21 protein-coding genes are annotated in these 21052 nt (G+C 66.8%); 7 read left to right on the forward strand and 14 right to left on the reverse strand.

Features of this window, described 5'->3' with window-relative positions; genetic code table 11:
* Nucleotides 1–165: 165 nt before the first annotated feature.
* Both ACQR10_RS23060 and ACQR10_RS23065 read left to right on the forward strand, forming a co-directional pair.
* The gene (locus tag ACQR10_RS23060; protein ID WP_316217714.1) at nucleotides 166–900 is read left to right on the forward strand and encodes a hypothetical protein; all 735 of its coding nucleotides are present in this window, start codon (nucleotides 166–168) and stop codon (nucleotides 898–900) included.
* 122 nt (nucleotides 901–1022) lie between these two features.
* A complete protein-coding gene (locus ACQR10_RS23065) occupies nucleotides 1023–2069 on the forward strand; it encodes an alpha/beta fold hydrolase (RefSeq protein WP_315802139.1) in 1047 nt (348 codons plus the stop codon).
* A 6-nt stretch (nucleotides 2070–2075) separates the two neighbouring features.
* Here the strand turns inward: ACQR10_RS23065 and ACQR10_RS23070 are convergent, their stop codons facing one another.
* From ACQR10_RS23070 to ACQR10_RS23095, 6 genes are all read right to left on the reverse strand, one after another.
* Nucleotides 2076–2699, reverse strand: a complete 624-nt coding sequence (locus ACQR10_RS23070; protein WP_315802140.1) for a methyltransferase family protein — start codon at nucleotides 2697–2699, stop codon at nucleotides 2076–2078.
* Between the two features lie 44 nt (nucleotides 2700–2743).
* The gene (locus tag ACQR10_RS23075) at nucleotides 2744–3769 is read right to left on the reverse strand and encodes an NAD-dependent epimerase/dehydratase family protein (RefSeq protein ID WP_316217713.1); all 1026 of its coding nucleotides are present in this window, start codon (nucleotides 3767–3769) and stop codon (nucleotides 2744–2746) included.
* Nucleotides 3769–4320, reverse strand: coding sequence for an Mpo1-like protein (locus ACQR10_RS23080; RefSeq protein ID WP_315802142.1), 552 nt, complete (start codon nucleotides 4318–4320; stop codon nucleotides 3769–3771). Before ACQR10_RS23080 ends, ACQR10_RS23075 begins: the two co-directional genes overlap by 1 nt.
* Nucleotides 4321–4562: 242 nt before the next feature.
* Nucleotides 4563–5234 carry an OmpA family protein gene (locus tag ACQR10_RS23085; RefSeq protein ID WP_316217712.1) on the reverse strand — a complete coding sequence of 224 codons (672 nt, stop codon included), beginning with the start codon at nucleotides 5232–5234 and terminating at the stop codon, nucleotides 4563–4565.
* Nucleotides 5234–5650, reverse strand: a complete 417-nt coding sequence (locus ACQR10_RS23090; protein ID WP_315802144.1) for a hypothetical protein — start codon at nucleotides 5648–5650, stop codon at nucleotides 5234–5236. Before ACQR10_RS23090 ends, ACQR10_RS23085 begins: the two co-directional genes overlap by 1 nt.
* Nucleotides 5651–5725: 75 nt before the next feature.
* Entirely contained in the window at nucleotides 5726–8308 is a 2583-nt protein-coding gene (locus ACQR10_RS23095) for an ATP-dependent helicase (protein ID WP_316217711.1), read from the reverse strand.
* A 292-nt stretch (nucleotides 8309–8600) separates the two neighbouring features.
* Here ACQR10_RS23095 and ACQR10_RS23100 point away from each other — a divergent pair, with 292 nt between their 5' ends.
* A complete protein-coding gene (locus ACQR10_RS23100; protein ID WP_315802178.1) occupies nucleotides 8601–8774 on the forward strand; it encodes a DUF1328 domain-containing protein in 174 nt (57 codons plus the stop codon).
* 83 nt (nucleotides 8775–8857) lie between these two features.
* On the opposite strand, the gene ACQR10_RS23105 is transcribed toward ACQR10_RS23100, so the two are convergent.
* Genes ACQR10_RS23105 through ACQR10_RS23120 form a run of 4 tightly spaced genes read right to left on the reverse strand, consistent with a single transcriptional unit; the run spans nucleotide 8858 to nucleotide 11935 of the window.
* Entirely contained in the window at nucleotides 8858–9502 is a 645-nt protein-coding gene (locus ACQR10_RS23105; RefSeq protein WP_315713402.1) for a hypothetical protein, read from the reverse strand.
* Nucleotides 9499–10272 carry an OmpA family protein gene (locus tag ACQR10_RS23110; protein WP_316217710.1) on the reverse strand — a complete coding sequence of 258 codons (774 nt, stop codon included), beginning with the start codon at nucleotides 10270–10272 and terminating at the stop codon, nucleotides 9499–9501. Before ACQR10_RS23110 ends, ACQR10_RS23105 begins: the two co-directional genes overlap by 4 nt.
* Before the next feature lies 1 nt (nucleotide 10273).
* Complete coding sequence (locus tag ACQR10_RS23115) at nucleotides 10274–11035, reverse strand: MBL fold metallo-hydrolase (RefSeq protein ID WP_316217709.1); 762 nt, start codon at nucleotides 11033–11035, stop codon at nucleotides 10274–10276.
* A 60-nt stretch (nucleotides 11036–11095) separates the two neighbouring features.
* Nucleotides 11096–11935, reverse strand: coding sequence for a roadblock/LC7 domain-containing protein (locus ACQR10_RS23120; RefSeq protein WP_316181753.1), 840 nt, complete (start codon nucleotides 11933–11935; stop codon nucleotides 11096–11098).
* 260 nt (nucleotides 11936–12195) lie between these two features.
* Between ACQR10_RS23120 and ACQR10_RS23125 the strand changes: the two genes are divergently transcribed.
* The gene (locus ACQR10_RS23125) at nucleotides 12196–13695 is read left to right on the forward strand and encodes an amidase (RefSeq protein ID WP_316217708.1); all 1500 of its coding nucleotides are present in this window, start codon (nucleotides 12196–12198) and stop codon (nucleotides 13693–13695) included.
* 282 nt (nucleotides 13696–13977) lie between these two features.
* The gene (locus ACQR10_RS23130; RefSeq protein WP_316217707.1) at nucleotides 13978–15195 is read left to right on the forward strand and encodes an alpha/beta hydrolase; all 1218 of its coding nucleotides are present in this window, start codon (nucleotides 13978–13980) and stop codon (nucleotides 15193–15195) included.
* Between the two features lie 37 nt (nucleotides 15196–15232).
* Here the strand turns inward: ACQR10_RS23130 and ACQR10_RS23135 are convergent, their stop codons facing one another.
* A complete protein-coding gene (locus ACQR10_RS23135) occupies nucleotides 15233–15739 on the reverse strand; it encodes a thioesterase family protein (RefSeq protein ID WP_316217706.1) in 507 nt (168 codons plus the stop codon).
* A gap of 72 nt (nucleotides 15740–15811) precedes the next feature.
* Between ACQR10_RS23135 and ACQR10_RS23140 the strand changes: the two genes are divergently transcribed.
* On the forward strand, nucleotides 15812–17230 hold the full coding sequence (locus tag ACQR10_RS23140) for an FAD-binding oxidoreductase (protein WP_316217705.1): 1419 nt from the start codon (nucleotides 15812–15814) through the stop codon (nucleotides 17228–17230).
* Between the two features lie 175 nt (nucleotides 17231–17405).
* Here ACQR10_RS23140 and ACQR10_RS23145 read toward each other — a convergent pair whose 3' ends face one another.
* From ACQR10_RS23145 to ACQR10_RS23155, 3 genes are all read right to left on the reverse strand, one after another.
* Nucleotides 17406–17678: a GCG_CRPN prefix-to-repeats domain-containing protein gene (locus tag ACQR10_RS23145; protein ID WP_315802153.1), complete on the reverse strand. Its 273-nt coding sequence runs from the start codon at nucleotides 17676–17678 to the stop codon at nucleotides 17406–17408.
* Between the two features lie 267 nt (nucleotides 17679–17945).
* Nucleotides 17946–18176, reverse strand: coding sequence for a hypothetical protein (locus ACQR10_RS23150; protein ID WP_316217704.1), 231 nt, complete (start codon nucleotides 18174–18176; stop codon nucleotides 17946–17948).
* A 199-nt stretch (nucleotides 18177–18375) separates the two neighbouring features.
* Nucleotides 18376–20073, reverse strand: coding sequence for a SulP family inorganic anion transporter (locus tag ACQR10_RS23155; protein ID WP_316217703.1), 1698 nt, complete (start codon nucleotides 20071–20073; stop codon nucleotides 18376–18378).
* Nucleotides 20074–20326: 253 nt separating this feature from the next.
* Here ACQR10_RS23155 and ACQR10_RS23160 point away from each other — a divergent pair, with 253 nt between their 5' ends.
* Nucleotides 20327–21052, forward strand: a complete 726-nt coding sequence (locus tag ACQR10_RS23160) for a hypothetical protein (protein ID WP_315802156.1) — start codon at nucleotides 20327–20329, stop codon at nucleotides 21050–21052.

Here is a 21052-nt window from a genome sequence, read left to right on the forward strand (position 1 = left end):
CGATCGTGTCGCTTGTTGGGCTTTTCCGTGGCCAATATGGTTAGGTGTTGCCGCTCAGCCACGGCTGGCGAGGATCGCCGCCTCGCGATGTCCGACAATGTTGCGTCCGCGAGCATCTTGGGTACGGTCGCGCCGTCTCGACATTTCCGCCGCGGAGAAGGACCGATGACGCCACGCGCCAGCACCGTTCGACCCACCTTCAAGCGCAGCCTCTCGGCGCGCTGCTTTGGCATGGTGGCCCTGGCCGTTGCGCTGGCTCTGCCGCTCGGCACCGGATCGGTCAGGGCCGCACCGAGCCCGGCGGCCGCAAGCACCGCCAGCACGACGCATGTCTATCTGCTGCGCGGCGTGCTCAACATCTTCTCGCTGGGGCTCGACGACATCGCCGCCAAGCTGGATTCGCAGGGCATTCCAAACACGGTCGCCAATTTCGTGTCGTGGTCGTCGCTCGCCGACGAGGCGGCGGCCGCCTATCGCGCCGGCCGGATCAAGACCATCATCCTGGTGGGGCATTCCTCGGGCGCGACCGCGCTGCCGGACATGATCAACAAGCTCGGCCAGCTCGGCGTGCCCGTGAAGCTCGCGATCGGTCTGGACTCGGTGTTCAAGACCAAGCTCGTCGGCGGCAACGCCGAGCGCTACATCAATTTCTACATCGCCAGCGGCGCCGGCGAGCCGGTCCGCCGCGACGACGGCTTCCGCGGCAAGCTCGAGAATGTCGACGTCCAATCGGTTCCCGGTGTTGGCCACGTCACGATCGAGAAGAACCAGATCATGCAGCAGAAGGTGATCGGTGCCATCGATGGCGTGGTGTTCGGCGGGCGGGGCCGCCCGGCGGCGGCGCCGCCGACCCGCATGGCCGCTCCGCAGCGCGCTGCGAACGTCGCCGGCTACCGGTAATCGACGACCGCGCCACTGGGCGCGCGCCCCAAAATGCTCCCATTCAGTGGCGACAAGCGGTATGGCAGGGGGGAGATGAGACCCTGCTCGATCTGAGCTTGTGAGCTTTCCCGGGAGCGCGAATGACCAGCGTGGCGCGAATCGCGAGACGGTGGCTCGGTCCAGCCAAGGCGGCTGCCGGCAGGAGACGGCTTGCGATCCTCCTCGCCGCACCTTTCCTCGCCGGACTTGCGGCGCCGAGCATCTCGCAGGCCGCCCAGCCCGGCGCTGCTTCCGCCCCTGCGCCGACCAGATCCGCGAAGGCATCCCCGGCAGTAACCCCCGCGGCGATCCGGGCCGTACCCGCTGCGCCGCCCGAGATCAGCCAGCCGCTGCCGCCGCCGCGGGTGTACCTGTTCCGCGGCGCACTCGGTCCGCTGTTCTCGACCGGGATGGACCGTCTGGCCGAAAAGATCGAGGCGGCCGGCTACCGGGCCAGTGTCTATGAATTCACGCTGTGCGACCTGATCGCGCTCCAGGTGGCCAAGAACTACCGCCAGGAGCCGGGCCCGATCGTGCTGATCGGCCATTCGATGGGCGGGCTGTGCAGCGTGCGCATCGCGATCACGCTGCAGGAGCAGAACATCCCGGTCGCCCTCGTCGTCACCGTCGATCCGGCGCATGCGACCAAGAGCGTGCCGTCCAACGTGCAGCGCTTCATCAACCTGTTCCTGTCCGACAACATTCTCGGCGGCGGCGACGTCAAGCCGGAGCCCGGCTTTCGCGGTCACTACGCCAGCTTCGACATGAAGGATCATGACGAGGTCACGCACATCAATATCGACAAGATGGAGGATGTGCACGCCCAGCTGGTCACCATGATCAGCCAGTTGTCGCAGACCTCGGCCACCGCCGACGCGGATCCGGTGCCGCTGCGCTACCTGGTGCCGCCGACAGCCTCCGTGGAGCTGTGGGACAGCGGCACTGCTCTGGCGGTGCGGCCAGGCGAGACCCTGGACCAGATCGCCGCCAATTATCACGTGCCGCTCTGGGCGCTCCAGCAATCCAACCGTGGCCTCGCCACCCAGCCGTTGGTCCCGGGCCAGCGCATCATTCTGCCGCGCCACCTGTTGCCGCAGGCGGCAAACCAGGCGCCGCAGCCGCCTTCGGCAGCCCAGGCCAGGCGCTGAGCGGCCTTAGCCCGGCGGCAGGAACGGAATGATCATCGGCACGCGCTGCCGGTAGGTGACGTAATCCGGCCCGAGCTCCTGAGCGAGGAAGACCTCTTCCATCTTCGCCTTCCAGGCCATCCCGAGCGAGATCAGGACGGCGCCGAGCACGGCGGTCACCGTGCCCACCGCGATGCCGGTGGCGATCATGCCGAGGATCAGCCCGGTATAGATCGGGTGACGGACCATGCCGTAGGGGCCGGTGTCGATGACCTTGTGGCCTTCCTTGTGGGTGATCGCGTTGGACCAGAAGCGGCCGAGATGGATGCGCGCCCACCAGGTGAAGGCGATGCCGGCCAGGGTCACCACGGTCAGCAGGTAGACGCCGGTCTCGCCGGGAGTCCAGAACGGCTTCTCGCCGAGCAGGCGCGAGGTCCACGGCGTGAACAGGATGCCGCCGAGCACGATCAGCGCGTGATAGCGGCTGGTCTTGATCACCGTCACATGCTTGCGGGTCTGCCCCGACCAGAATGAGGCGCCGACCCAGCTCGCGAGCCAGATCAGCCAGATGATGGCCAGCAGCGAGGTGGGCCAAGTGGTGGTCCAGCCGCTGAACGCAACTGACGAGATGGGGCTGGCATCGCCGGACATGTCTGCAAAACCGTTATGGGACGCGTGGGACCGGCTGCTCTTAGCTATTCGGCCGCAGTGCGAAAAGGGTGTTGTTTACCGTCGAGCCGCTTTCCCGGCTCGGAACCGAGCAGGAAGGCGATGGTCTCGCGCAAGGTCGGCTCGATCGGGCGCGGGACGTAGCCGAGCTCGCGCTTGGCCCTGTCGATCGACAGATCCGAGGCCGCGCGGGCGATCCGCACCCCCTCGGCGGTGCCGGACGGGCAGCGCTTGGTGAGGTGATCGGAGACGAACTCCAGCATGCCCGCCGACAGCTCGGCCAGCCGGCCGGGCACGGCGACTGCGACATGCTTGCGGCCGCTGATCGCCGCCATGAGATCGAGGATACGGCTGAGGCGCAGGCTCTCGCCGCCGAACACGTAGCGGCCGCCGACCTTGCCGCGCTCCATCGCCAGGATCAGGCCCGCCGCGACGTCGCGGACGTCGACCAGGTTGACGATGAAGTCGAGATAGAGCTGGACCCGGCTGTCCAGGAAATGCCGCAGCATCTGCGACGGCGGTGTCAGATTGCTGTCATGCGGCCCGATCGGCATCGTCGGCGTGCCCACCACGACGGGGAAGCCCTCCGCGGCGGCTGTCATGGCGCGCGCCTCGGCCAGCGCCTTGGAGCGCGTATAGGCCCCGGGCATCGCCTCGGCTGGCGGTGCTGTTGGCGCCGATGCGGCACCGGTCGAGCGGGGATAGTCGAACAGGATGGATTCGGTCGAGCAGTGCAGGAACCGGCGCACCCGGTCGGCGCGTGCGGCCGCCAGCACCGTTTCCGTGCCGATGCAGTTGACGCGATAGAAGTCCTCGCGGTCAGGCATCCACATGCCGGGCAGTCCGGCGAGATGATAGACCTGATCGACGCCGGCGACCGCCTGCTTCACCAGGCCCGCATCGAGCACCGAGCCTTTGATGTACTCGACGTCAGCGATCATGTGGCTGGGGCAGCGAATATCGAGCACACGCACCTCGGCGCCCCGCGTCACGAGCGCAGAGACGAGGTGATGGCCGATGAAACCGCTGCCGCCGGTGACGAGGATTTTCATTAGGGACGCGAGTGCTGATCGCCTTGAAGCCGGTCCGATGCAAGCCGATCCGGCGACCAATTCGGCGCGATGAGGTCGGCCACCGAAGGCCGCAGACCCAACGCCATGTACAATTTCGCCATCACGAACATCGGACCGAGAAAGAGATGCGCCGGATGATCCAGCAGAGATGGATTGTTGCGCTCGAACACCTTGTGGCCCACGGCCTGCGAGACGAAGCCGAAGATGATGAGCGCGGCAAACAGCGCCCAGAAGGCGACACCATGGACGTGATCGGCGATCATCATGGCCGCAGCAAGGAACAGCACCGCGAAGGCCAGGATGCCGGCCCCGAGTGCGGCATCGAGCAGCAGCCAGTAGAGCAGGACGGGCAGCGCCAGCACGGCGCCGAGGCCGATCCGGATGCCGAACGCGTCGAAATGCCACAAGCTCAGCGGCAGCACGGCGCCCAGGAACAACAGGATGATCCCGAACACATGCATCAGGCCGTTGCGCGGATCGCGATGATATTCGACGTAGTCGACCATCTGGCGTCGGAACATGGCGTTCATGGCTGGCTCGCTCGTCAATGAGATCCACCGCCGCTCAATCGACGGCCGCAAAGAGGGGGCTATACCATCAAGCGGCTGCATCGACAAACCCGGCAATCGCGGCCCATCCGCACGAGCGCGCAACCCGACTTGAAAACCGGTTCCATTCGCGCCTGTCGGGAAGAGCGCATCGGCACCTGCTGAAACAACAGTCGCGCCCGCAGCGCTCCGGGTTCATGGCCTGCGCGCGGGTCCCAATTGCATCAATTGCGATGCTTGCGGGGGCCCTGCTTGCCGGGCGTCGTCGGAGCAGGGGGCGAAGGCGGCGCTGCGGCCTCTTCGACGGTTTTTGCGATCGGGATGATCTGGATCTGCTGATTGACGGCGGCGGTCGGCTTGGACGGGTCGAGCAACTGCTCCTCGCCAAGTCCGATCGATTGCAACCGCTTGACCGAGATCTTGAAGGTGTTTGCCAGGATGTCGCGGATCGCGTCGGCGCGGCGCTGGCTCAGGATGACGTTGGACTCGCGCTTGCCGTTGGCTTCGACATGGCCGACGATCAGGAAGGTGTAGGGCAGCAGGTCGGAATACACCATCGCATCGGCGATCCGCCCGACGGTCTGGTAGGATTCCGGACGCACGATCGGCGTGTCCACGTCGAACTGGATGTCGACGTTGAAGGCCGGCAGATTCATCAGCTCCGGCGCGATCGGCGGGCGCTTCTGCGGCGGCGGCTCGTTGCGCCCGCGCGACCTGGAACGCTCCTGCGTCTGCTGCTTCAGCGCCGGCAGATCCAGCGCAGGCGCGGCTTCGAAGCGGCCGAGCTGGCGCACGATGTCCTCGCGACTCAGCTCCTGCGACCACGCGGGCGCGCTCGCGGCCACCAGCGAAGCAGCGATCAGCCCCGACAGCAGTGATCTCGCGGTCCGCCGCATCAGCGATACCCCGCTTCGCCCATCGCCTGCTGACATCGCGCGCTCACGCCGTTGGCCGTCAACAGGCACGGGATCGATTTGCTCGTCTCCTTCGTGGAGCCGCCGCACAGCTTGACGATCTCGCGCTGGCAGGCATTGGCGACCGTGACCCGTGCCGCGATGCGCTTCTGGATCGCCTCGAACGCCTTGAAATAGGTCGCCTTGCACTGCGCGGAGACCACGTCCTGGTTGCGCGAGAGGCATTCCTTGAGGCGGTTGGAGTCGAGGTTGACGCCGCGGCAATTGGCGGTGATGTCTGCGCCGCAGCTCGAGGCGATCAGCCCCGCGGAATCGCCAAAGCTCATCGTCTGCGCCGCCGCCAGCGAGGGCACACACAGCGCGACCGCAACACTCAACAGAATGTATCCTCGGACCATGATTGCATCTCATACGATGCACGCTGCCATGGTCAAGGCCTAACCAAGGCGAAGTGCGGCGGCGTGGCCGCCGGGTCACGCCCGCTGCACGAAGCTGTCGACGACGTGTTTCTCGCCGGCCTTGTCGAACGCGATGGTCAGCTTGTTGCCGTCGATCTTGACGACGTGGCCATAGCCGAACTTCTGATGGAAGACGCGGTCGTCGAGGGCGAATTCCGACGTCGTGCCGGTGGATTTCGCCACCAGCTCGCCCTCGATGGTCATCGGTCCGCGCTTGCCGCGGCCGAAATTACCGCCGAAGCCGCTGCCGAACGGATCACGGCCCGAGAACGGCGACGGCTCTTCCTTGAAGCCGCTCTCCGACGAACCGCGTGCCGCGCCCGGCCGACGCGCCTGTGCGCGCTGCCAGCCCGGCGTGGAATAGCTCGATCCGAACGATTCGACGTTGTCGAAGCGCGACGGACCGTAGCCGCCAGCACCGCCCCAGCCCGAGCCGCCCTTCGATTCGGTGATCTCGACGCTCGCCGCGGGCAGCTCGTCGAGAAAGCGCGACGGAATGGTCGTGGTCCAGGTGCCGTGGATGCGGCGGTTGGTGGCGAAATAAATCTTGGCGCGACGCCGTGCGCGGGTCAGGCCGACATGGGCGAGGCGGCGCTCCTCTTCCAGCCCGGCGCGGCCCTGTTCGTCGAGCGTGCGCTGGCTCGGGAACAGGCCTTCCTCCCAGCCCGGCAGGAACACGTTGTCGAACTCCAGCCCCTTGGCCGAGTGCAACGTCATCAGCGACACCGCTTCCTCGTCGGCTGCGCCCTCGCGGTCCATCACCAGCGAGATGTGCTCGAGGAAGCCGTGCAGGTTCTCGAACTCCTCCATCGAGCGGACGAGCTCCTTGAGGTTGTCGAGGCGGCCGGCGGCATCGGCCGAGCGGTCCTTCTGCCACATCTCGGTGTAGCCGCTCTCGTCGAGCACGATCTCGGCGAGCTCGGTATGTGGCGTCACCTCGCGCTGGGCGCGCCAGCGCTCGAACTGCAGGATCAGCCCGCGCAGCGAGCCGCGTGCCTTCGGCTTCAGCTCGTCGGTCTCGACCACCGCGCGCGCCGCCTCGAACAGCGGGATGCGGCGCTTGCGGGCGTGGTCGTGCAGCATCTGCACGGTGGCATCGCCGAGCCCGCGCTTCGGCACGTTGACGATGCGCTCGAAGGCGAGATCGTCGGCCGGCGAGTTGATGACGCGCAGATAGGCCAGCGCATCGCGAATCTCGGCGCGCTCGTAGAAGCGCGGGCCGCCGATGACGCGATAGGGCAGGCCGAGCGTGACGAAGCGGTCCTCGAACTCGCGCATCTGGTAGGACGCGCGCACCAGGATCGCGATGTCGTTGAGATGCTCGCCCTTGCGCTGCAGCTCCTCGATCTCCTCACCGATGCCGCGCGCTTCCTCTTCCGAATCCCAGGCGCCGGTGACGGTGACCTTCTCGCCCTCGACGTCCTCGGTGTGCAAGGTCTTGCCGAGCCGGCCTTCGTTGTGCGTGATCAGATGCGAGGCGGCGGCGAGGATGTGCCCCGTGGAGCGGTAGTTGCGCTCGAGGCGGATGACCTTGGCGCCGGGAAAGTCGTGCTCGAAGCGCAGGATGTTGTCGACCTCGGCGCCGCGCCAGCCATAGATCGACTGATCATCGTCGCCGACGCAGCAGATGTTCTTGAGGGCGGGGGCGGAGCTAGGCGCGGCAACACGTCTGTCGTCATCACCGGGCCGACGCGGAGCGTCGAGACCCGGTGATCCATCTTCTTCCGAAGACGTGATGGATTGCCGGGTCGAGCCCGGCAATGACGAGCCGGAGGACGACGGCGCCTGCGACAGCAGCCGCAGCCAGAGATATTGCGCCACGTTGGTGTCCTGATACTCGTCGACCAGGATGAACTTGAAGCGGCTCTGATATTGCCTGAGCACGTCCGGGTTCTCGCGGAACAGCCGGATGCTCTCGAGCAGCAGGTCGCCGAAATCGGCGGCGTTGAGAATCTTCAGCCGCTCCTGATAGCTCGCATAGAGCTTGCCGCCCTTGCCGTTGGCGAACACCGCGGCCTCGCCCGAGGGCACCTGGGACGGCGCCAGGCCGCGATTCTTCCAGCCGTCGATCAGCCCGGCCAGCATGCGCGCCGGCCAGCGCTTGTCGTCGATGTTCTCGGCCTGCAGCAATTGCTTGAGCAGGCGGATCTGATCATCGACGTCGAGCACGGTGAAATTGGACTTGAGCTGCACCAGCTCGGCATGGCTGCGCAGGATGCGGCCGGAGATCGAGTGGAAGGTGCCGAGCCACGGCATGCCCTCGACCGCCTGTCCGAGCATCTCGGCCAGCCGCGTCTTCATCTCGCGCGCGGCCTTGTTGGTGAAGGTCACCGACAGAATCTCACTCGGCCTCGCGCGGCCCTGGCTCAGAATATGCGCGATGCGCGTGGTCAGCACCCGGGTCTTGCCGGTGCCGGCTCCCGCGAGCACCAGCACCGGGCCATCGAGCGTCTCGACCGCCTCGCGCTGCTCCGGATTGAGACCCGCCAGATAGCGCGCACCACCGGTCGCGGCGGCGCGGGCGCGCGCGGCAATGCCGCCGGCAACGGGCTGGTGGTCGGGCGCAGGAAAAGGGCTCACGCGGTTGGGCTCGGTCATCAGCGAATCAGTCTCGTCCCTCGGATGGCATCATATGACGGCATCGCGAGGTCTGCAGGAAGGAGCCCTCATAGCAGGGATTGACGGCTATATGGGGCCGGCAGCGGCGTTTTACAGCCCTAAATCGGGGCAGACGGACGTCTGCTCCAGCCTCGGCGGGCTTTTGTTCCGGCAGATCGCGAATTTTTACCGGCCCGCGCGGCTGGAACCTTTGTTCCAAGCCACGATTGTTCTGGCAACGGCGCAAGCTCCGCGTCGCTTTGAACCGCAATCGAGAGACAGAGGTCGTGTCATGTTAGGCTGGGTTGTCACCTTCCTGGTTATCGCATTGATCGCCGGCATTCTCGGCTTCGGCGGCGTCGCCGGTGCCTCCATCGAGATCGCCAAGATCATCTTCTTCATCGCCGTCGTGCTGTTTCTGGTTTCGGCCGTCGTGGGCCTCGCCCGCGGCCGCAGCCGCGTGTAGTCGGCCTCATCCCTGACAATGAGGTCGGCGAAGGGCGCAGTGCCTCGCAAGAGGTGCTGCGCTCTTTGCGTTTTGAGGAGGTGTCAGGCCGGCGCCGTCAGCGCGACCTGCACCTTGGCGAGCGCCGGATCGAGCGCCACGGAGGCGAGGCGCGTATCGTTGGAGAGCGCGGTCAGAGTGAGCGTCTGGTCCTGCACGCGGAAGATCCGGCACAGCGTCGTCGCCTCGGAGGCGTCGCGCAGCATCACCGACAACGGCGCGATGTGGGTCTCGTCGGCGATCTTCTCCGCCACCAGCGCAAGTCGGGTCGCCGCCGCCGCAAGCTGCTCGGTGCGGTGGGCGGTCGTATTGGCCGCGAGCGGCAGGCCTTCTTCGTTGGTGAGCAGCACGGTCTGGAAGCGGCCGACCTCGGCGATGCGGTCGAGCAGCGGCACCAGCTCGCGGCGCCGGCCCGGCCGGCTCGCGAGCTGCGCGAGATCGAGCGAGATGCGCTCGCGCTCGACCAGCGGCGCCAGCACGTCCTCGATCGCGCTGCGCAGGCTGGTCTCGCGCTCGATGGCGTCGTGGCTGCTCTGCTCCTGCAACTGGTCGAGGCTGGCCGCCTGCATCTGTACCTGGCGCCGCAGCAGCTCGCGGGACAGCGCGCCCTGGCGGGCGCCGAACAGATAGCCCGAGGTCAACAGCAGAATGGCGGCGCCGAGGCCGCTCACGATGGCATAGATCGTCATGGTCGCTTCGTCGCTGTGAGTTGACTGCAATCGTCGACGCCCGCAATGCGCAGCACGGCCTTGCGGTCGCCCGCGACCGCCAGGGCATCGCCACGTGCCTCGCCGGCGCCGGCCGCGCGCACCGACATCCGCTGCGCCGGGAGACCCTCGCGCTTCAATTGGGCCGCGATCTCCTTGGCGCGCGAATAGCTCAACAGCACGTTCAGATCCTCGGTGCCGCTGGCATCGGTATGGCCCTCGATGATGATGGTCGCATCGCCGTGCCGCGCGAGCGCGCGTTGCAGGATCGCCAGCGACCGCTTCATGTCGGCAGGGTTGGGTCGCGCGCTGCCGCGCTCGAAGCCGACCGCCAGCGGGGCGAAGCACTCGGCGGGGGGCTTCGCGGGGCTCTGGGGCTCAGGGATCGCTGCGGGAACGACCGGCGGAGCCGGTGGCGCGATCACGACGGGGGCGATCGCGGGCGGCATCGGCGGCGCGACCACCGGAGCCGGCTCGACGGTCCGCGCCTCCCGCTGCCTGGGCGCCGCGTCGGCAACGTTGGAAACGCGGTCGTCGCGCTGCGGCACGGCCGCCACCGGACTCGCGGCCGTCGCAACCGGCGGCGCGGCGATGCCTTGCTGCCAGAGCGCTGCCGACATGACGGCGATCAGGGTGCCGGCGACGGCGAAGGCCGCGGCAAGCCAGATCGGCGCCTCCTCGCCGGCCACGGTGCACGCATCGACGCGCATCGCGGGCGAGGGCGGAACGGAGTTCGGGGAGGGCGCCAGCATCTCAGCCCACGGGCACCTTGAACTTCGGCGTGATCAGGTCGATGCCGCATTCGAGCCCCGCGCACCAGGCAATGAACTGGCGCGACATTGCAGCATCCGGAAACAGCGCGCCGTGCTGCGGGGCGATGATCTCGATGTCGAGCGTGCTCACCATCTGCGCCCACGCCTTCATGACGCGGTTGGAGACCATGTAGCGGCGGTGAAAGCCTTCCATGAAGCGCGTATGCGCCTTGAAGTCGCGCACGACGGTGTAGTCGACGCCGATCGAAGCGCCGAGGTCGCCGCTGTAGAGGATCTTCGAGATCGGATCGTAGAGCTGGAAATTGCCCTCGCTGTGCAGAAAGTGCGCCGGCAGCGCGTACAGCCTGCTGCCGGCGAGATCGAACACCATGCCTTCGTCGGGGATCGGCTTCAGCCGGTCGGCGACGATGTGGTCGAAGCCGAAATGCGGCACGAAGCGGGTCCACAGCTCCGAGATGTAGGCGTCGGCGTCGGTCGTCATCAGCCAGCCGTTGATAGCTGCGACGATGTCGGGATCCTGGTGCGACAGGAACAGATATTTCAGCCGCCCGCCCGCGAGCTCGCTGAAGGTCTCGCTGAGCACCCTGGAATAGACCTTGTGGCCGCCCGGATCGAGCAGCATGCCGACGCGGTCGTGGATGATCAGATGCTGGTTCGCCTGCACCGCGAGGTCGCCGGCGCCGAAATCCTCCAACAGGATGTTCTTGTGAACGCCGTCGTCATAGAGGACGGTATTGGCCATGAAATGACTCCCCGCCGGCGCCGCGCGATCGCCGCGCGCCGGCTCATTGACGACGATGCGCTAGAGCACCTTCTGCAGCGACCGGACGGCTTCGCGCATGTCGAAGAAGGTTAAGCCCAGCTTGCTGTTCTCGTTGGTGAGCGCGAGCAGCAGCGCGCCGCGGCCGGCGCTGACCAGCACGGCGTAGCCGGACTCGCCGCGGATGATGACCTCCTGCAGATGGCTGCGGCCGAGCTCCATGGCGGCCCGGCCGCCCAGCGACAGCAAGGTCGCGGTCATGCCGGCGACCCGCGTCTCCTCCATGTCAGCCGCGAGCACGCTCGCGATCATCAGCCCGTCCTCCGAGATCAGCGCGCAGGCCTCGACCCCGAACGAGTCGCTCTGCAGCTTGCGCAGGACGCGGTTGATTTCATCGAGTCGTGACATCGGCTTCTCCTCGACGGCGCGCGGGGCAAACTTGGAATGAAACTGACTTTGAGCCATGGCGGGGTCCTGGTCATCATCTTGAGCTGTTGAAACGGAAACGGCGGGAATGTCGATCTGTGCAGTAACGGCGGAGGGATACAGCGGGTCATCCGGGACCAGCGTCATCGTCTGTTCCGGACTGCCGTCCGGTGTCGTCAGCGCGCGCGTCTCGATCGTATCAACCGCGTCGTCGAGCGCGCGCTGCTCGGCCTTGATGCGTGATCGCGAGACCGGCGGATCCATCGCCTGCAACTGGGTCACCAGCGCCTGGCGGGCCGACTGGTAGACTTCGGCTCGGCGTTCGGGGGATGAGTCCGGCAGGTTCTCCATCGCGCGCGACAGCAGGATGAAGTAGTCGGCGGTGGTCACGGGCAGGGCCGCCGCATCCTCATGCGGACCGTGCGCTCGGCTCAGCAGGCTTGCGAGGCGTCCCATCGCTCTCTCGTCAACTCTACGCAACTAACGATGCGTAAGGTTAGGTCGGCACAAGAGACGCGACGAATGATCTGAATCAAATTAACTAAAATCGGGACCAAGCTGCGCAATCCGGCCCTCGAGTCGACCGGGGTTGATCATCATGTCGCCATGATCGCCCCGATGAGGCCGCATTGACGCCGCGTTCGGCGCAACTGCGCCTCGGTTGCAGCCAGAATCAGCTACGATCACGGCAACGAATGCGGTGCGGGGAGGGCGGCGTGAACTTCGGGGACTATGTGCAGCGAGATGCAACGGCGCTTGCCGCCGCGGTGAAGGGCGGCGAGACCCATGCGGCGGAGCTGCTGCAGCTCGCGCTGGTACAGAACGAGCGGGCCCAGCCGCGGACCAACGCCGTCTGCAGGCTGATGGAGGGCGAGGCCCGTGCGCAGCTTGCCAAGCCCGCCACCGGCCCGTTCACCGGCGTACCGTTCCTGATCAAGGATTGTGCCCAGGACTATGCGGGCCTGCCGACGGCCTATGGCAGCAAGGCGCTGTCCGGCTTCGCGGCCGCCGAGCATGCCTCGGTCGTCAGGCGGTATCTCGAAGCCGGCCTGGTGATCTTCGGCAAGACCAACCTGCCGGAGCTCGCGCTGAAGGGCGTCAGCGACTCCCGCGCTTTCGGCCGCGTCGGCAACCCCTGGAATCCCGCGCATACGCCGGGTGGCTCCAGCGGCGGCGCTGCAGCGGCGGTCGCCTCGGGCGTCGTGCCGATGGCCGCCGGCAATGATGGCGGCGGCTCGATCCGCATTCCCGCCGCCTGCTGCGGCCTGTTCGGGCTGAAGCCGTCGCGCGGCCTGATCTCGTCGGGCCCGGGCTTCGGTGAGTATTGGTTCGGCGCCTCGAGCGAGGGCGTGCTGTCGCGCAGCGTTCGCGACACCGCGCTCGCGCTCGACGTCATCGCGGGCAGCGAGCCCGGCGATCCCTTTCTCACCGCCGAGCCCGGCGTGGTCTATGCCAATGCGGTCGCCCGCGATCCCGGCCGCTTGCGCATCGGCTACACGGCGGCGTCGCCGATCGGGACCGAGGTGCATGCCGAGGCGAAGCTTGCGGTCGACAACGCCGTGAAGCTGCTGCGGGGCCTTGGTCACGAGGTCGAGGAGGCCACCCCCGACATCGACGGCGCCGCGCTCGCGACCTCGTTCCTGCACATCTATTTCGGCCAGGTCGCGGCGCTAGTCGCCGACGCGCGCGGCAAGGGCGCCAGGCGCGAGGAGTTCGAGCTGCTGACGCGGGTGCTGTCGACGCTGGGCGGCGCGATCTCGGCCGGCGCGCTGACGACGCAGCTGCTCAAATGGAACGAGTTCGCTCGCGCGCTCGCGCGCTTCCATGCGCGCTACGACCTGCTGCTGACACCGACGCTCGCACACCCTCCGATCCGGCACGGCGAGGGCGATCCGAGCACGGCCGAACAGACCCTGCTCGACATGCTCGACCGCATCGGCCTGCTCGGGCTGCTGACGCGCTGGGGCCTGCTCGACGGCATGATCGACAAGATCGCCCGCGACAGCCTGCAATATGTCCCGTTCACGCAGCTCGCCAATCTGACGGGAACGCCGGCGATGAGCGTGCCGCTGCACTGGACCGCCGACGGCCTGCCGCTCGGCGTGCAGTTCACAGGCCGGCTCGGCGACGAGACGAGACTGTTGCAGCTCGCCCGCCAGCTCGAGCAGGCGCAGCCCTGGTTCGCGCGCTTGCCCGACTGGGTGATGCAGGGCTGACCAGACGAGATGGGCCGGTTTGCGCAGCGCGGTCGTGCGTCGCAAGACGCCGTGCGCATCCATCGCGATTGCGTGCGCGCTGTTTGTGGTGTTCTATCTGAGGTGGAGCGCGGTTGCGGAAGCCGCGCCGGTTCGGCGACGTTGTTCAGACGGCGACGTTGTTCGGATCCGGCCCATCGCGCGTGACTGCCGTGGTGCGGAAGCCATTTCGCGCCGCTTCCGACGATCCGCTCGTCCGGTGCCGTGCCATGCTTGCTGGCGATATTCTCAGAGGGCGGGATCATGAACGTCACGGTCTATTTCGCGACCAACAGGCAACCGATCACGGCCGAAGGCACGAATCAGATTACCGGGTTCAGCTCCGAGCTCGGTCCCGTCAACGGCTTGAACATCAGGTATGGCCGGGCCGAGATCGCCGTCGATCTGCAGGCATCGAGCTATGGCCTGGTGCCTGGATCGCTTCATGTCGAGGACGAGCAACTGATCTTTCCGCAAGGCTCCCGAGCCGTCCTCGGCAGCAATACGATCTTCGGCGCCCTGCGTACCGACATGCTGGCGAAGGCGCGGCCGACGATCGCGTTCATTCATGGCTTCAGCAACAGCTTCGTCGACTCGATCGAACGCGCCGGTTGGATATCGGCGTTCTACGGGATCGATGCCAACATGTTCGTGTTCAGTTGGCCGTCGGTGGCCTCGCCGGTCGGCGTGCCGCTGCCGTTTGTGGACTATCAGCACGACCGCAAGACGGCGGCGGCATCCGGCCCGGCCGTGGCACGCACGCTGCGGCGGCTCTATGATTTCGTCGACGGCCTGCCGGAGAGCGAACGCTGCAACCAGAGCATTCATCTCGTCTGTCACAGCATGGGCGTCTATGTCCTGCGCGGCGCGCTGCAGGCCTTGATGCAGATGCCGGATCCGGCGGCCGGCGCGGCCATGGCTGGCAGCGTGCCGGCGATGGTGCGGATGGACGGCACGCAGCCGGCGCTGACCGGACTGCGCAGGACGTTCGACAAGATCGTGCTCGCGGCAGCCGACGAGGACGCGGATGCGTTCGACGACCCGGCGAAGCTGAAATATCTACCGCGCACCGCGAGCAGCGTCACGGTCTATCACTCGACCAAGGATTGGGTGCTGAACACGCTGAGCGCGGGCACGAAATTCAACGGTCCGCGGCTCGGCAATGACGGCCCCGACAACATGGGCAGCATCAGCGACAAGGTCACCGCGGTGGATTGCTCTGACGTCACGTCGTTCGCGCAGGACCCGCAGGAGCACCAGTATTATCGCATCTTTCCGGTCGTCCGTGACGACATCGTCCAGGTCCTGAGCGGCGTGCCGCAGAACCAGGTCGGCAACCGCGATCCGGCCGGGTCGGGGCGCTACCGCATCCGGCCGCAGGCCCGCTTGGCGGTCAGGGCCACCAGTCCCAAGCCGCGCGCCGCGAAGGCGCGCGTCGCCAAGTCAGGTGCTGCGAAGAAGAGGGCGGCCGGCGGGAGCTGAGCGCGGGACGCCGGCGCGCCCGCATGGCCCGCTGGTCCTACTTGCGCGGCATGCCGATGGCGCGGCCGAGCCCGTCGGGCTGCGGCAGCGCGGCATGCGCCCGCAGCACGCGGGCGATGTTGGCCTGGATGTCCGGCGGAAACGGCGCGACCTTGCGCTTGGTCATGTCGATGTGCACCGACATGTTCTCCGAGGTCGCCGAGACCCAGCCTTCCCCGGCATGGCGCAGTTCCTCGAAGGTGTGCAGCCGCTTCTCGTCGGCTGCGATCAGCCAGACCGCGACCTGGACGGGATCGCCGAGATGGATCTCGCGCAGATAACGCACGTGGCATTCGGCGGTGAAGGTCGAGCCCTGGCGCTCCTTCATATAGGCCGGGCCGATACCGAGCTCGGCCCAGATCTGATCGATCGCGCGGTCGAACATCACGTTGTAGTAGGCCATGTTGAGATGGCCGTTGTAGTCGATCCATTGCGGCTCGATCTGCATGACCTGTGACATGAACGGCCCGGCCTCTTGCGTCGTGGGCACTGCATTATCGCTCATCGGCTCTTCCGTTTGCTCCCTTGACCCCTGTTGCGTCCTTTGCCACGGTCCGCCCAACTTTCGGAGGAAGCAGTGGCGACGACGATCCCCCATCACGATTTGAAGCGGCCCGCGCCGGAGGCGCTGAAAAGCGCGCTCGACGCGCTCGCAGCCCGCTTCGGCAACCGGCTCATCACCTCGCAGGCCGTGCGCGAGCAGCATGGCCATACCACGACCTGGCTGCCGACGCAGCCGCCGGATGGCGTGGTGCTGGCGCAGGAGACCGCCGACATCCAGGACGTCGTCCGCATCTGCGCCCCCCGAGGCGTGCCGATCATTCCGTTCGGCACCGGCACCTCGCTGGAGGGCCAGGTCAACGCGCCCGCGGGCGGCATCTGCATCGACATGCGCGACATGAACAAGGTGCTGGAGGTGCATGCCGAGGACCTCGACTGCGTGATCCAGCCCGGCATCACCCGCAAGACGCTGAACGAATATCTCCGCGACCAGGGCCTGTTCTTCCCGATCGATCCCGGCGCCGACGCTTCGCTCGGCGGGATGGCCTCGACCCGGGCCTCCGGCACCAATGCGGTGCGCTACGGTACCATCCGCGAGAACGTGCTGGCGCTGAAGGTGGTGCGCGGCGACGGCGAGATCATCAAGACCGGCACCCGTGCCAAGAAGTCCGCGGCCGGCTACGATTTGACGCACCTGTTCATCGGCGCCGAGGGCACGCTCGGCATCATCTGCGAGATGACGATCCGTCTGCGCGGCATTCCCGAGACCATAGCGGCGGCGTCGTGCTCGTTCGAGACGGTGCGCGGCGCCTGCCAGGCGACGATCCTCGCGATTCAGACCGGCATTCCGATGGCGCGCATCGAGCTGCTCAATGCGGCGCAGGTGAAGGCCTGCAACGCCTATTCCAAGCTGACCCTGCCGGAGACGCCGCTGCTGCTCCTCGAATTTCATGGCAGTGAGGCCGAGGTCGCCGAGCAGTCGAAGAACTTTGCCGAGATCGCCAGGGAGTGCGGCGGCGGCGACTTCGCCTGGACCACCAAGCCGGAGGACCGCACCAAGCTGTGGCAGGCGCGTCACGACGCCTATTGGTCGGTGAAGGCGATCCGGCCCGGCGTCGGCGTGGTCGCGACCGATGTCTGCGTGCCGATCTCGCGGCTGGCGGACTGCGTCACCGAGACCGAGGAGGATCTCGCGCGTCTGCGGCTGACCTCGCCGATCGTCGGCCATGTCGGCGACGGCAATTTCCACTGCTCGCTGATGTGCGACGTCGACGATGCCGACGAGATGGCGCGCGGCGACGAGTTCATGCACCGCCTGGTCGAGCGCGCCCAGGCCATGGACGGCACCTGCACCGGCGAGCACGGCATCGGCCAGGGCAAGCAGAAATACCTCAAGTCCGAGCTCGGCGAGGAAGCGCTGGACGCGATGCGCGCGGTGAAGGCCGCGCTCGATCCGCACAACATCTTCAACCCCGGCAAGATCATCCCGGCCTGAAGCCGCATCAGGCCTCAACTCTCTCCTCGATCACGCTGCGCACCCTCTCCCCGTAAGAACGGGGAGAGGGTGCGCACTACCTGCGCGGCGACACGTCCGATCCAACCTCGTCAGGAGAGCACCAAACAAAAACGCCGCCGCGTTCGACACGCGGCGGCGCTGTAGTCCGTTCAAATCAACGGCAGACGCGGCGCGGTCCCCACGGGGTCGGCCGGACCCAGCAGGTGCGCGGGCCGAAGCCGCCATAACCGTAGGGGCGATAGACGCGCGGGGCGGGTCGGCAACGGCCCCAACGGTCGGGGAACCAGCCGGGACCGCAGCCGCCGGCGACGCGCTCGACATTGCCGTCCGGAGCAGCCGGCTGAGCCGGCAGCGTGAAGGCCTGCGCGGCCGACGCGCCCAGCATGACGGTCGCGGCGAGCAGGGCGGAGGTGAACAGATTGCGCATTGCAGTGCGGTCCTCTCGTTGGTTTCGAAGCAGTGCAGTCCTTAGACGTCCTCGGACAGGATTTGGTTTCGCAATTTTTTCGACGCCGCGAAACCTCTTCCTAGTACCATAGAGACCTCCACGACATCGATCGCGCGATGCAGCTCTGCTGATCATGGAGCGCATCGCTACGGCATCGTCGCCATCTTAGGATATTCTAGCAGACATTCGCTGCAAGGAACATGAACGACGAGCGACGTCTGCCGCTGGCTTTCGTCGCAGCCGGCATCATTTGCCGCCAGGCTGCGCCTTCGCGTCCTTCAGCGCCGTCTTGCAGCCGTCGGAGAGCTTATCGAACTTCTCGATCATGCATTGCTTGATGCGGCCGCCGCCCGGCATGATTCCCGTACAAAGCGTGCGCACGTCGTCGCCGCACGCCTGGCGCATCGCGCTCCTGTCCTGAGCCTGGGCGGCAGCGCCGAAGATGACTATCAACAGCAGCGGAAACAGCTTGTGCATGATCGATGATTCCTCTCTTGCCGCGGCCGACGCGCCGGGCCTTGTGAGGCTGCTGTCTCGCCGATCAATTTAGCAGGCATATGTCGAGCGTCGCCGCAACGTGTAACGGTTTGTATCACGAGGTCACTGCGCAGAGCGCAAGCGTCCGCTTGGCCCCGCAGGCGTCGTCGACCACGGCGGCGCTCGTGCCGCCATTCCCTCAAGCGTGCATATCCGAGGCACTGCCGCGCAGCTTCTGCAGCGCGTGATCGACGCTGTGGAACACGCGCTCCCGCGGCAGCACGTCGTACAGGCCGAACCGTTCGAAGGCCGCCTGGGCCCGCAGCGACTCCAGCCGCGCCACCGCGAACACGATGCCGGTCTCGTTGCAGATATGGATCATGTCGCGCAGGGTCTGCGCGGCGGTGAAATCGATCTCTACGATGGCACTGGCCTCGAACACCACCAGCCGCGGCTTGCGGCTGCGCAGCAGGCGCTGCATGTCGGCGCGGAACGTCGCCGCATTGAGGAAGCTGAGCGGGGCCTGGAAGCCGACCACGGCGATGTCGGACAGCTCCTCGCCTCTGATCTGCGGATGCGCCGGCCACCAGATCGTCGTGTCCGGCACGCGTTCGAAGGCGATGAGGTGGGCGCGCGTCGTGCTCCAGATGCCGTGCAGCAGCGACAGCGCGATGCCGAGCGCGACGCCCTGCTCGATCGGCAGCGCGATGATCGCCACCGCGGTGGCGAGGATGAGCAGGAACTCGCCCTTCGACGCACGATAGACGCTGGTGATCTGCGCGACGCGGATGATGCGCAGCGCGACGAACAGCAGCACGCCGCCGAGCGCCGCCTCCGGCACATTCGCAAGCAGCCGCGCGCCGAACAGCACGAGCAGCAGCACGATCGCGGCGGCGAGCAGGCCCGCGACCTGCGACCGGCCGCCGGTCTCGACCACGATGCCGGTGCGCGGCGGACTGGCATTGACGGGAAAGGCGCCGAACAATCCGGCCAGCAGGCTGCCGGCGCCGGCGCCGAGGAAGTCGCGGTCGACGTCGGCCGGCCGGTCGGGATCGGAGGGGAACGAGCGCGTCGTCGCCGAGGTCTGCACCATCACCACGACGGCGATCAGGAAGGCGAGGGGGACCAGCTTCGCCCATTGTTCCGGTCCGATCAGCGGCACGGACGGCATCGGCACCGTGCCGGCGATCTCGCCGATGACGGGCACGCCACCGCCCTGCAGCCCGGCCGACATCACGAACAGGGTCGCGGCCGTCAGCGCGATCAGCGCGCCGGGTATGCGGGCGCTGATCCGCTCGCAGACCGTGATGGTCGCGAGCACGCCGAAGCCGATGAGCATCGTGTATGCGTTGGACTTGCCGAGCTCGCCCGCGAGGGTCGCGATCCGCGCCAGCGTCGGCCCGCTCGGTGACGGCAGGCCGAGCACGCCCGGCAATTGTGAGACGATGATATGCACGGCAATGCCGGCGAGGAAGCCCACGGTGACCGGCACCGACAGCAGGTTGGCGATGCCGCCGAGCTTGAAGCCGCCGGCCAGCACCAGCATGACCCCGACCAGCAGCGCCAGCGCCGCGGCCAGGCTGCCGTATTCGGGCGTGCCGCCGGCCGCAAGCAGCGCCAGGCCGCCGGCGAAGATCGGCGTGATCGTGGAATCGGCGCCGCAGGACAGGAAGCGGTTGGCGCCGAACAGCGCAAACCCCAGCGATCCCGCCATGAAGGCGAAGAAGCCGATCTCGGGCGCGAAGCCGCCGAGCTTGGCGGTCGCCATCTGCTCGGGGATCGCGATCGCCGCCAGCGTCAGTCCGGCGGCGAGATCGGCGGGCAGGGCGCTCAACCGGTAGGATTGCAGGGAGCGGAGCAGCGTCCATGGACGCCCGGCCGCAGTCTGGTCTGTCATGAGTTTCTACGTCTCCGGACGTCGCTGCAGGCGGCAGAGCCACAGCCCGATCATCCTCGATGGCACGGCTGGATCGGGCAGCGCAACAGCGCAGGTGCAATTGCCCGCACGGCAGGACGGACTTGCAAGAACGTTGGAGTTGGCATCATTATTCTCTAATTCGGATTGGTTTGGATACTCGATTTGAGGCCCCCGAGGTCTCCATTGCCTGCAGCCTGCGAGACGGGGCTTCGTCTCACGACGGGATACGCCATTGTACAAGGTCGTCTTCCACCGGCTGATCTGGTTTCCGTATCGCCCCGAGCATGCGCTGGTGGGGCCGCTGCTGATGGCGCTGCTGTTCTTGGTGGCCGCAACCGGAGCAATCAAGGCCATCGATATTTTCACCTCGCTCGGCACGCAGGCCGCGGGGCACGAAGCGCGCATCACGGTCGTCGTCTTACTCCTGTGCCTGGTCGTATGCATCAACGCCGCAAGAGCGGACTACATCTCGGTCGTCGCGGCGATCATTCCCTGCCTCGTCACGGTCTTGGTGGTCACTGTGCTGAGCTTGCTCGGAACCTGGCCCAGATCGGACATGAACGCCGCGCTGATGCAGGCCAGCGTATCAGCATTCGCCGCCCTGTCGCTGATCGGCCGGCTCGTGCAGTCGGGCGGACCGGACCTCGGAAAAATCGGGGTGCTCTGGCGACGGGCAAAGGCCCATGTCCGCCGTCTCAAGGATACGGACGTCCAAAAGACGGATTTCAAGGTGAAGCGGGCGGAGCTGGTCGAAGACGTGGAGTCGCTCGCCAAGGAGCTGAAGGAGGCCGCCTCGCAGCTTGTCGAGCCGGGGTTGCCCAGGGGGGTGGAAAAGAAGCTCCGATCCTTCATTGCCTACAGCAAGATGGCCAGCCATGCCGACTTCATGGCGGCTGCGACGCAAGGTCAGGAGTCGCTCGTCGAAACTCTGACGGTGTTGAATCAGGGGCTTAGATAA

This window comes from Bradyrhizobium sp. HKCCYLRH2060 (assembly GCF_051168135.1).
Classification (GTDB): Bacteria; Pseudomonadota; Alphaproteobacteria; order Rhizobiales; family Xanthobacteraceae; genus Bradyrhizobium.

Excerpts from the sequence above, each read along its gene's own strand:
- ACQR10_RS23060 (WP_316217714.1), top strand. The coding sequence starts at position 166 with ATGACGCCACGCGCCAGCACCGTTCGACCCACCTTCAAGCGCAGCCTC.
- ACQR10_RS23065 (WP_315802139.1), top strand. The coding sequence starts at position 1,023 with ATGACCAGCGTGGCGCGAATCGCGAGACGGTGGCTCGGTCCAGCCAAG.
- ACQR10_RS23070 (WP_315802140.1), bottom strand. The coding sequence starts at position 2,699 with ATGTCCGGCGATGCCAGCCCCATCTCGTCAGTTGCGTTCAGCGGCTGG.
- ACQR10_RS23075 (WP_316217713.1), bottom strand. The coding sequence starts at position 3,769 with ATGAAAATCCTCGTCACCGGCGGCAGCGGTTTCATCGGCCATCACCTC.
- ACQR10_RS23080 (WP_315802142.1), bottom strand. The coding sequence starts at position 4,320 with ATGAACGCCATGTTCCGACGCCAGATGGTCGACTACGTCGAATATCAT.
- ACQR10_RS23085 (WP_316217712.1), bottom strand. The coding sequence starts at position 5,234 with ATGCGGCGGACCGCGAGATCACTGCTGTCGGGGCTGATCGCTGCTTCG.
- ACQR10_RS23090 (WP_315802144.1), bottom strand. The coding sequence starts at position 5,650 with ATGGTCCGAGGATACATTCTGTTGAGTGTTGCGGTCGCGCTGTGTGTG.
- ACQR10_RS23095 (WP_316217711.1), bottom strand. The coding sequence starts at position 8,308 with ATGACCGAGCCCAACCGCGTGAGCCCTTTTCCTGCGCCCGACCACCAG.
- ACQR10_RS23100 (WP_315802178.1), top strand. The coding sequence starts at position 8,601 with ATGTTAGGCTGGGTTGTCACCTTCCTGGTTATCGCATTGATCGCCGGC.
- ACQR10_RS23105 (WP_315713402.1), bottom strand. The coding sequence starts at position 9,502 with ATGACGATCTATGCCATCGTGAGCGGCCTCGGCGCCGCCATTCTGCTG.
- ACQR10_RS23110 (WP_316217710.1), bottom strand. The coding sequence starts at position 10,272 with ATGCTGGCGCCCTCCCCGAACTCCGTTCCGCCCTCGCCCGCGATGCGC.
- ACQR10_RS23115 (WP_316217709.1), bottom strand. The coding sequence starts at position 11,035 with ATGGCCAATACCGTCCTCTATGACGACGGCGTTCACAAGAACATCCTG.
- ACQR10_RS23120 (WP_316181753.1), bottom strand. The coding sequence starts at position 11,935 with ATGGGACGCCTCGCAAGCCTGCTGAGCCGAGCGCACGGTCCGCATGAG.
- ACQR10_RS23130 (WP_316217707.1), top strand. The coding sequence starts at position 13,978 with ATGAACGTCACGGTCTATTTCGCGACCAACAGGCAACCGATCACGGCC.
- ACQR10_RS23135 (WP_316217706.1), bottom strand. The coding sequence starts at position 15,739 with ATGAGCGATAATGCAGTGCCCACGACGCAAGAGGCCGGGCCGTTCATG.
- ACQR10_RS23145 (WP_315802153.1), bottom strand. The coding sequence starts at position 17,678 with ATGCGCAATCTGTTCACCTCCGCCCTGCTCGCCGCGACCGTCATGCTG.
- ACQR10_RS23150 (WP_316217704.1), bottom strand. The coding sequence starts at position 18,176 with ATGCACAAGCTGTTTCCGCTGCTGTTGATAGTCATCTTCGGCGCTGCC.
- ACQR10_RS23155 (WP_316217703.1), bottom strand. The coding sequence starts at position 20,073 with ATGACAGACCAGACTGCGGCCGGGCGTCCATGGACGCTGCTCCGCTCC.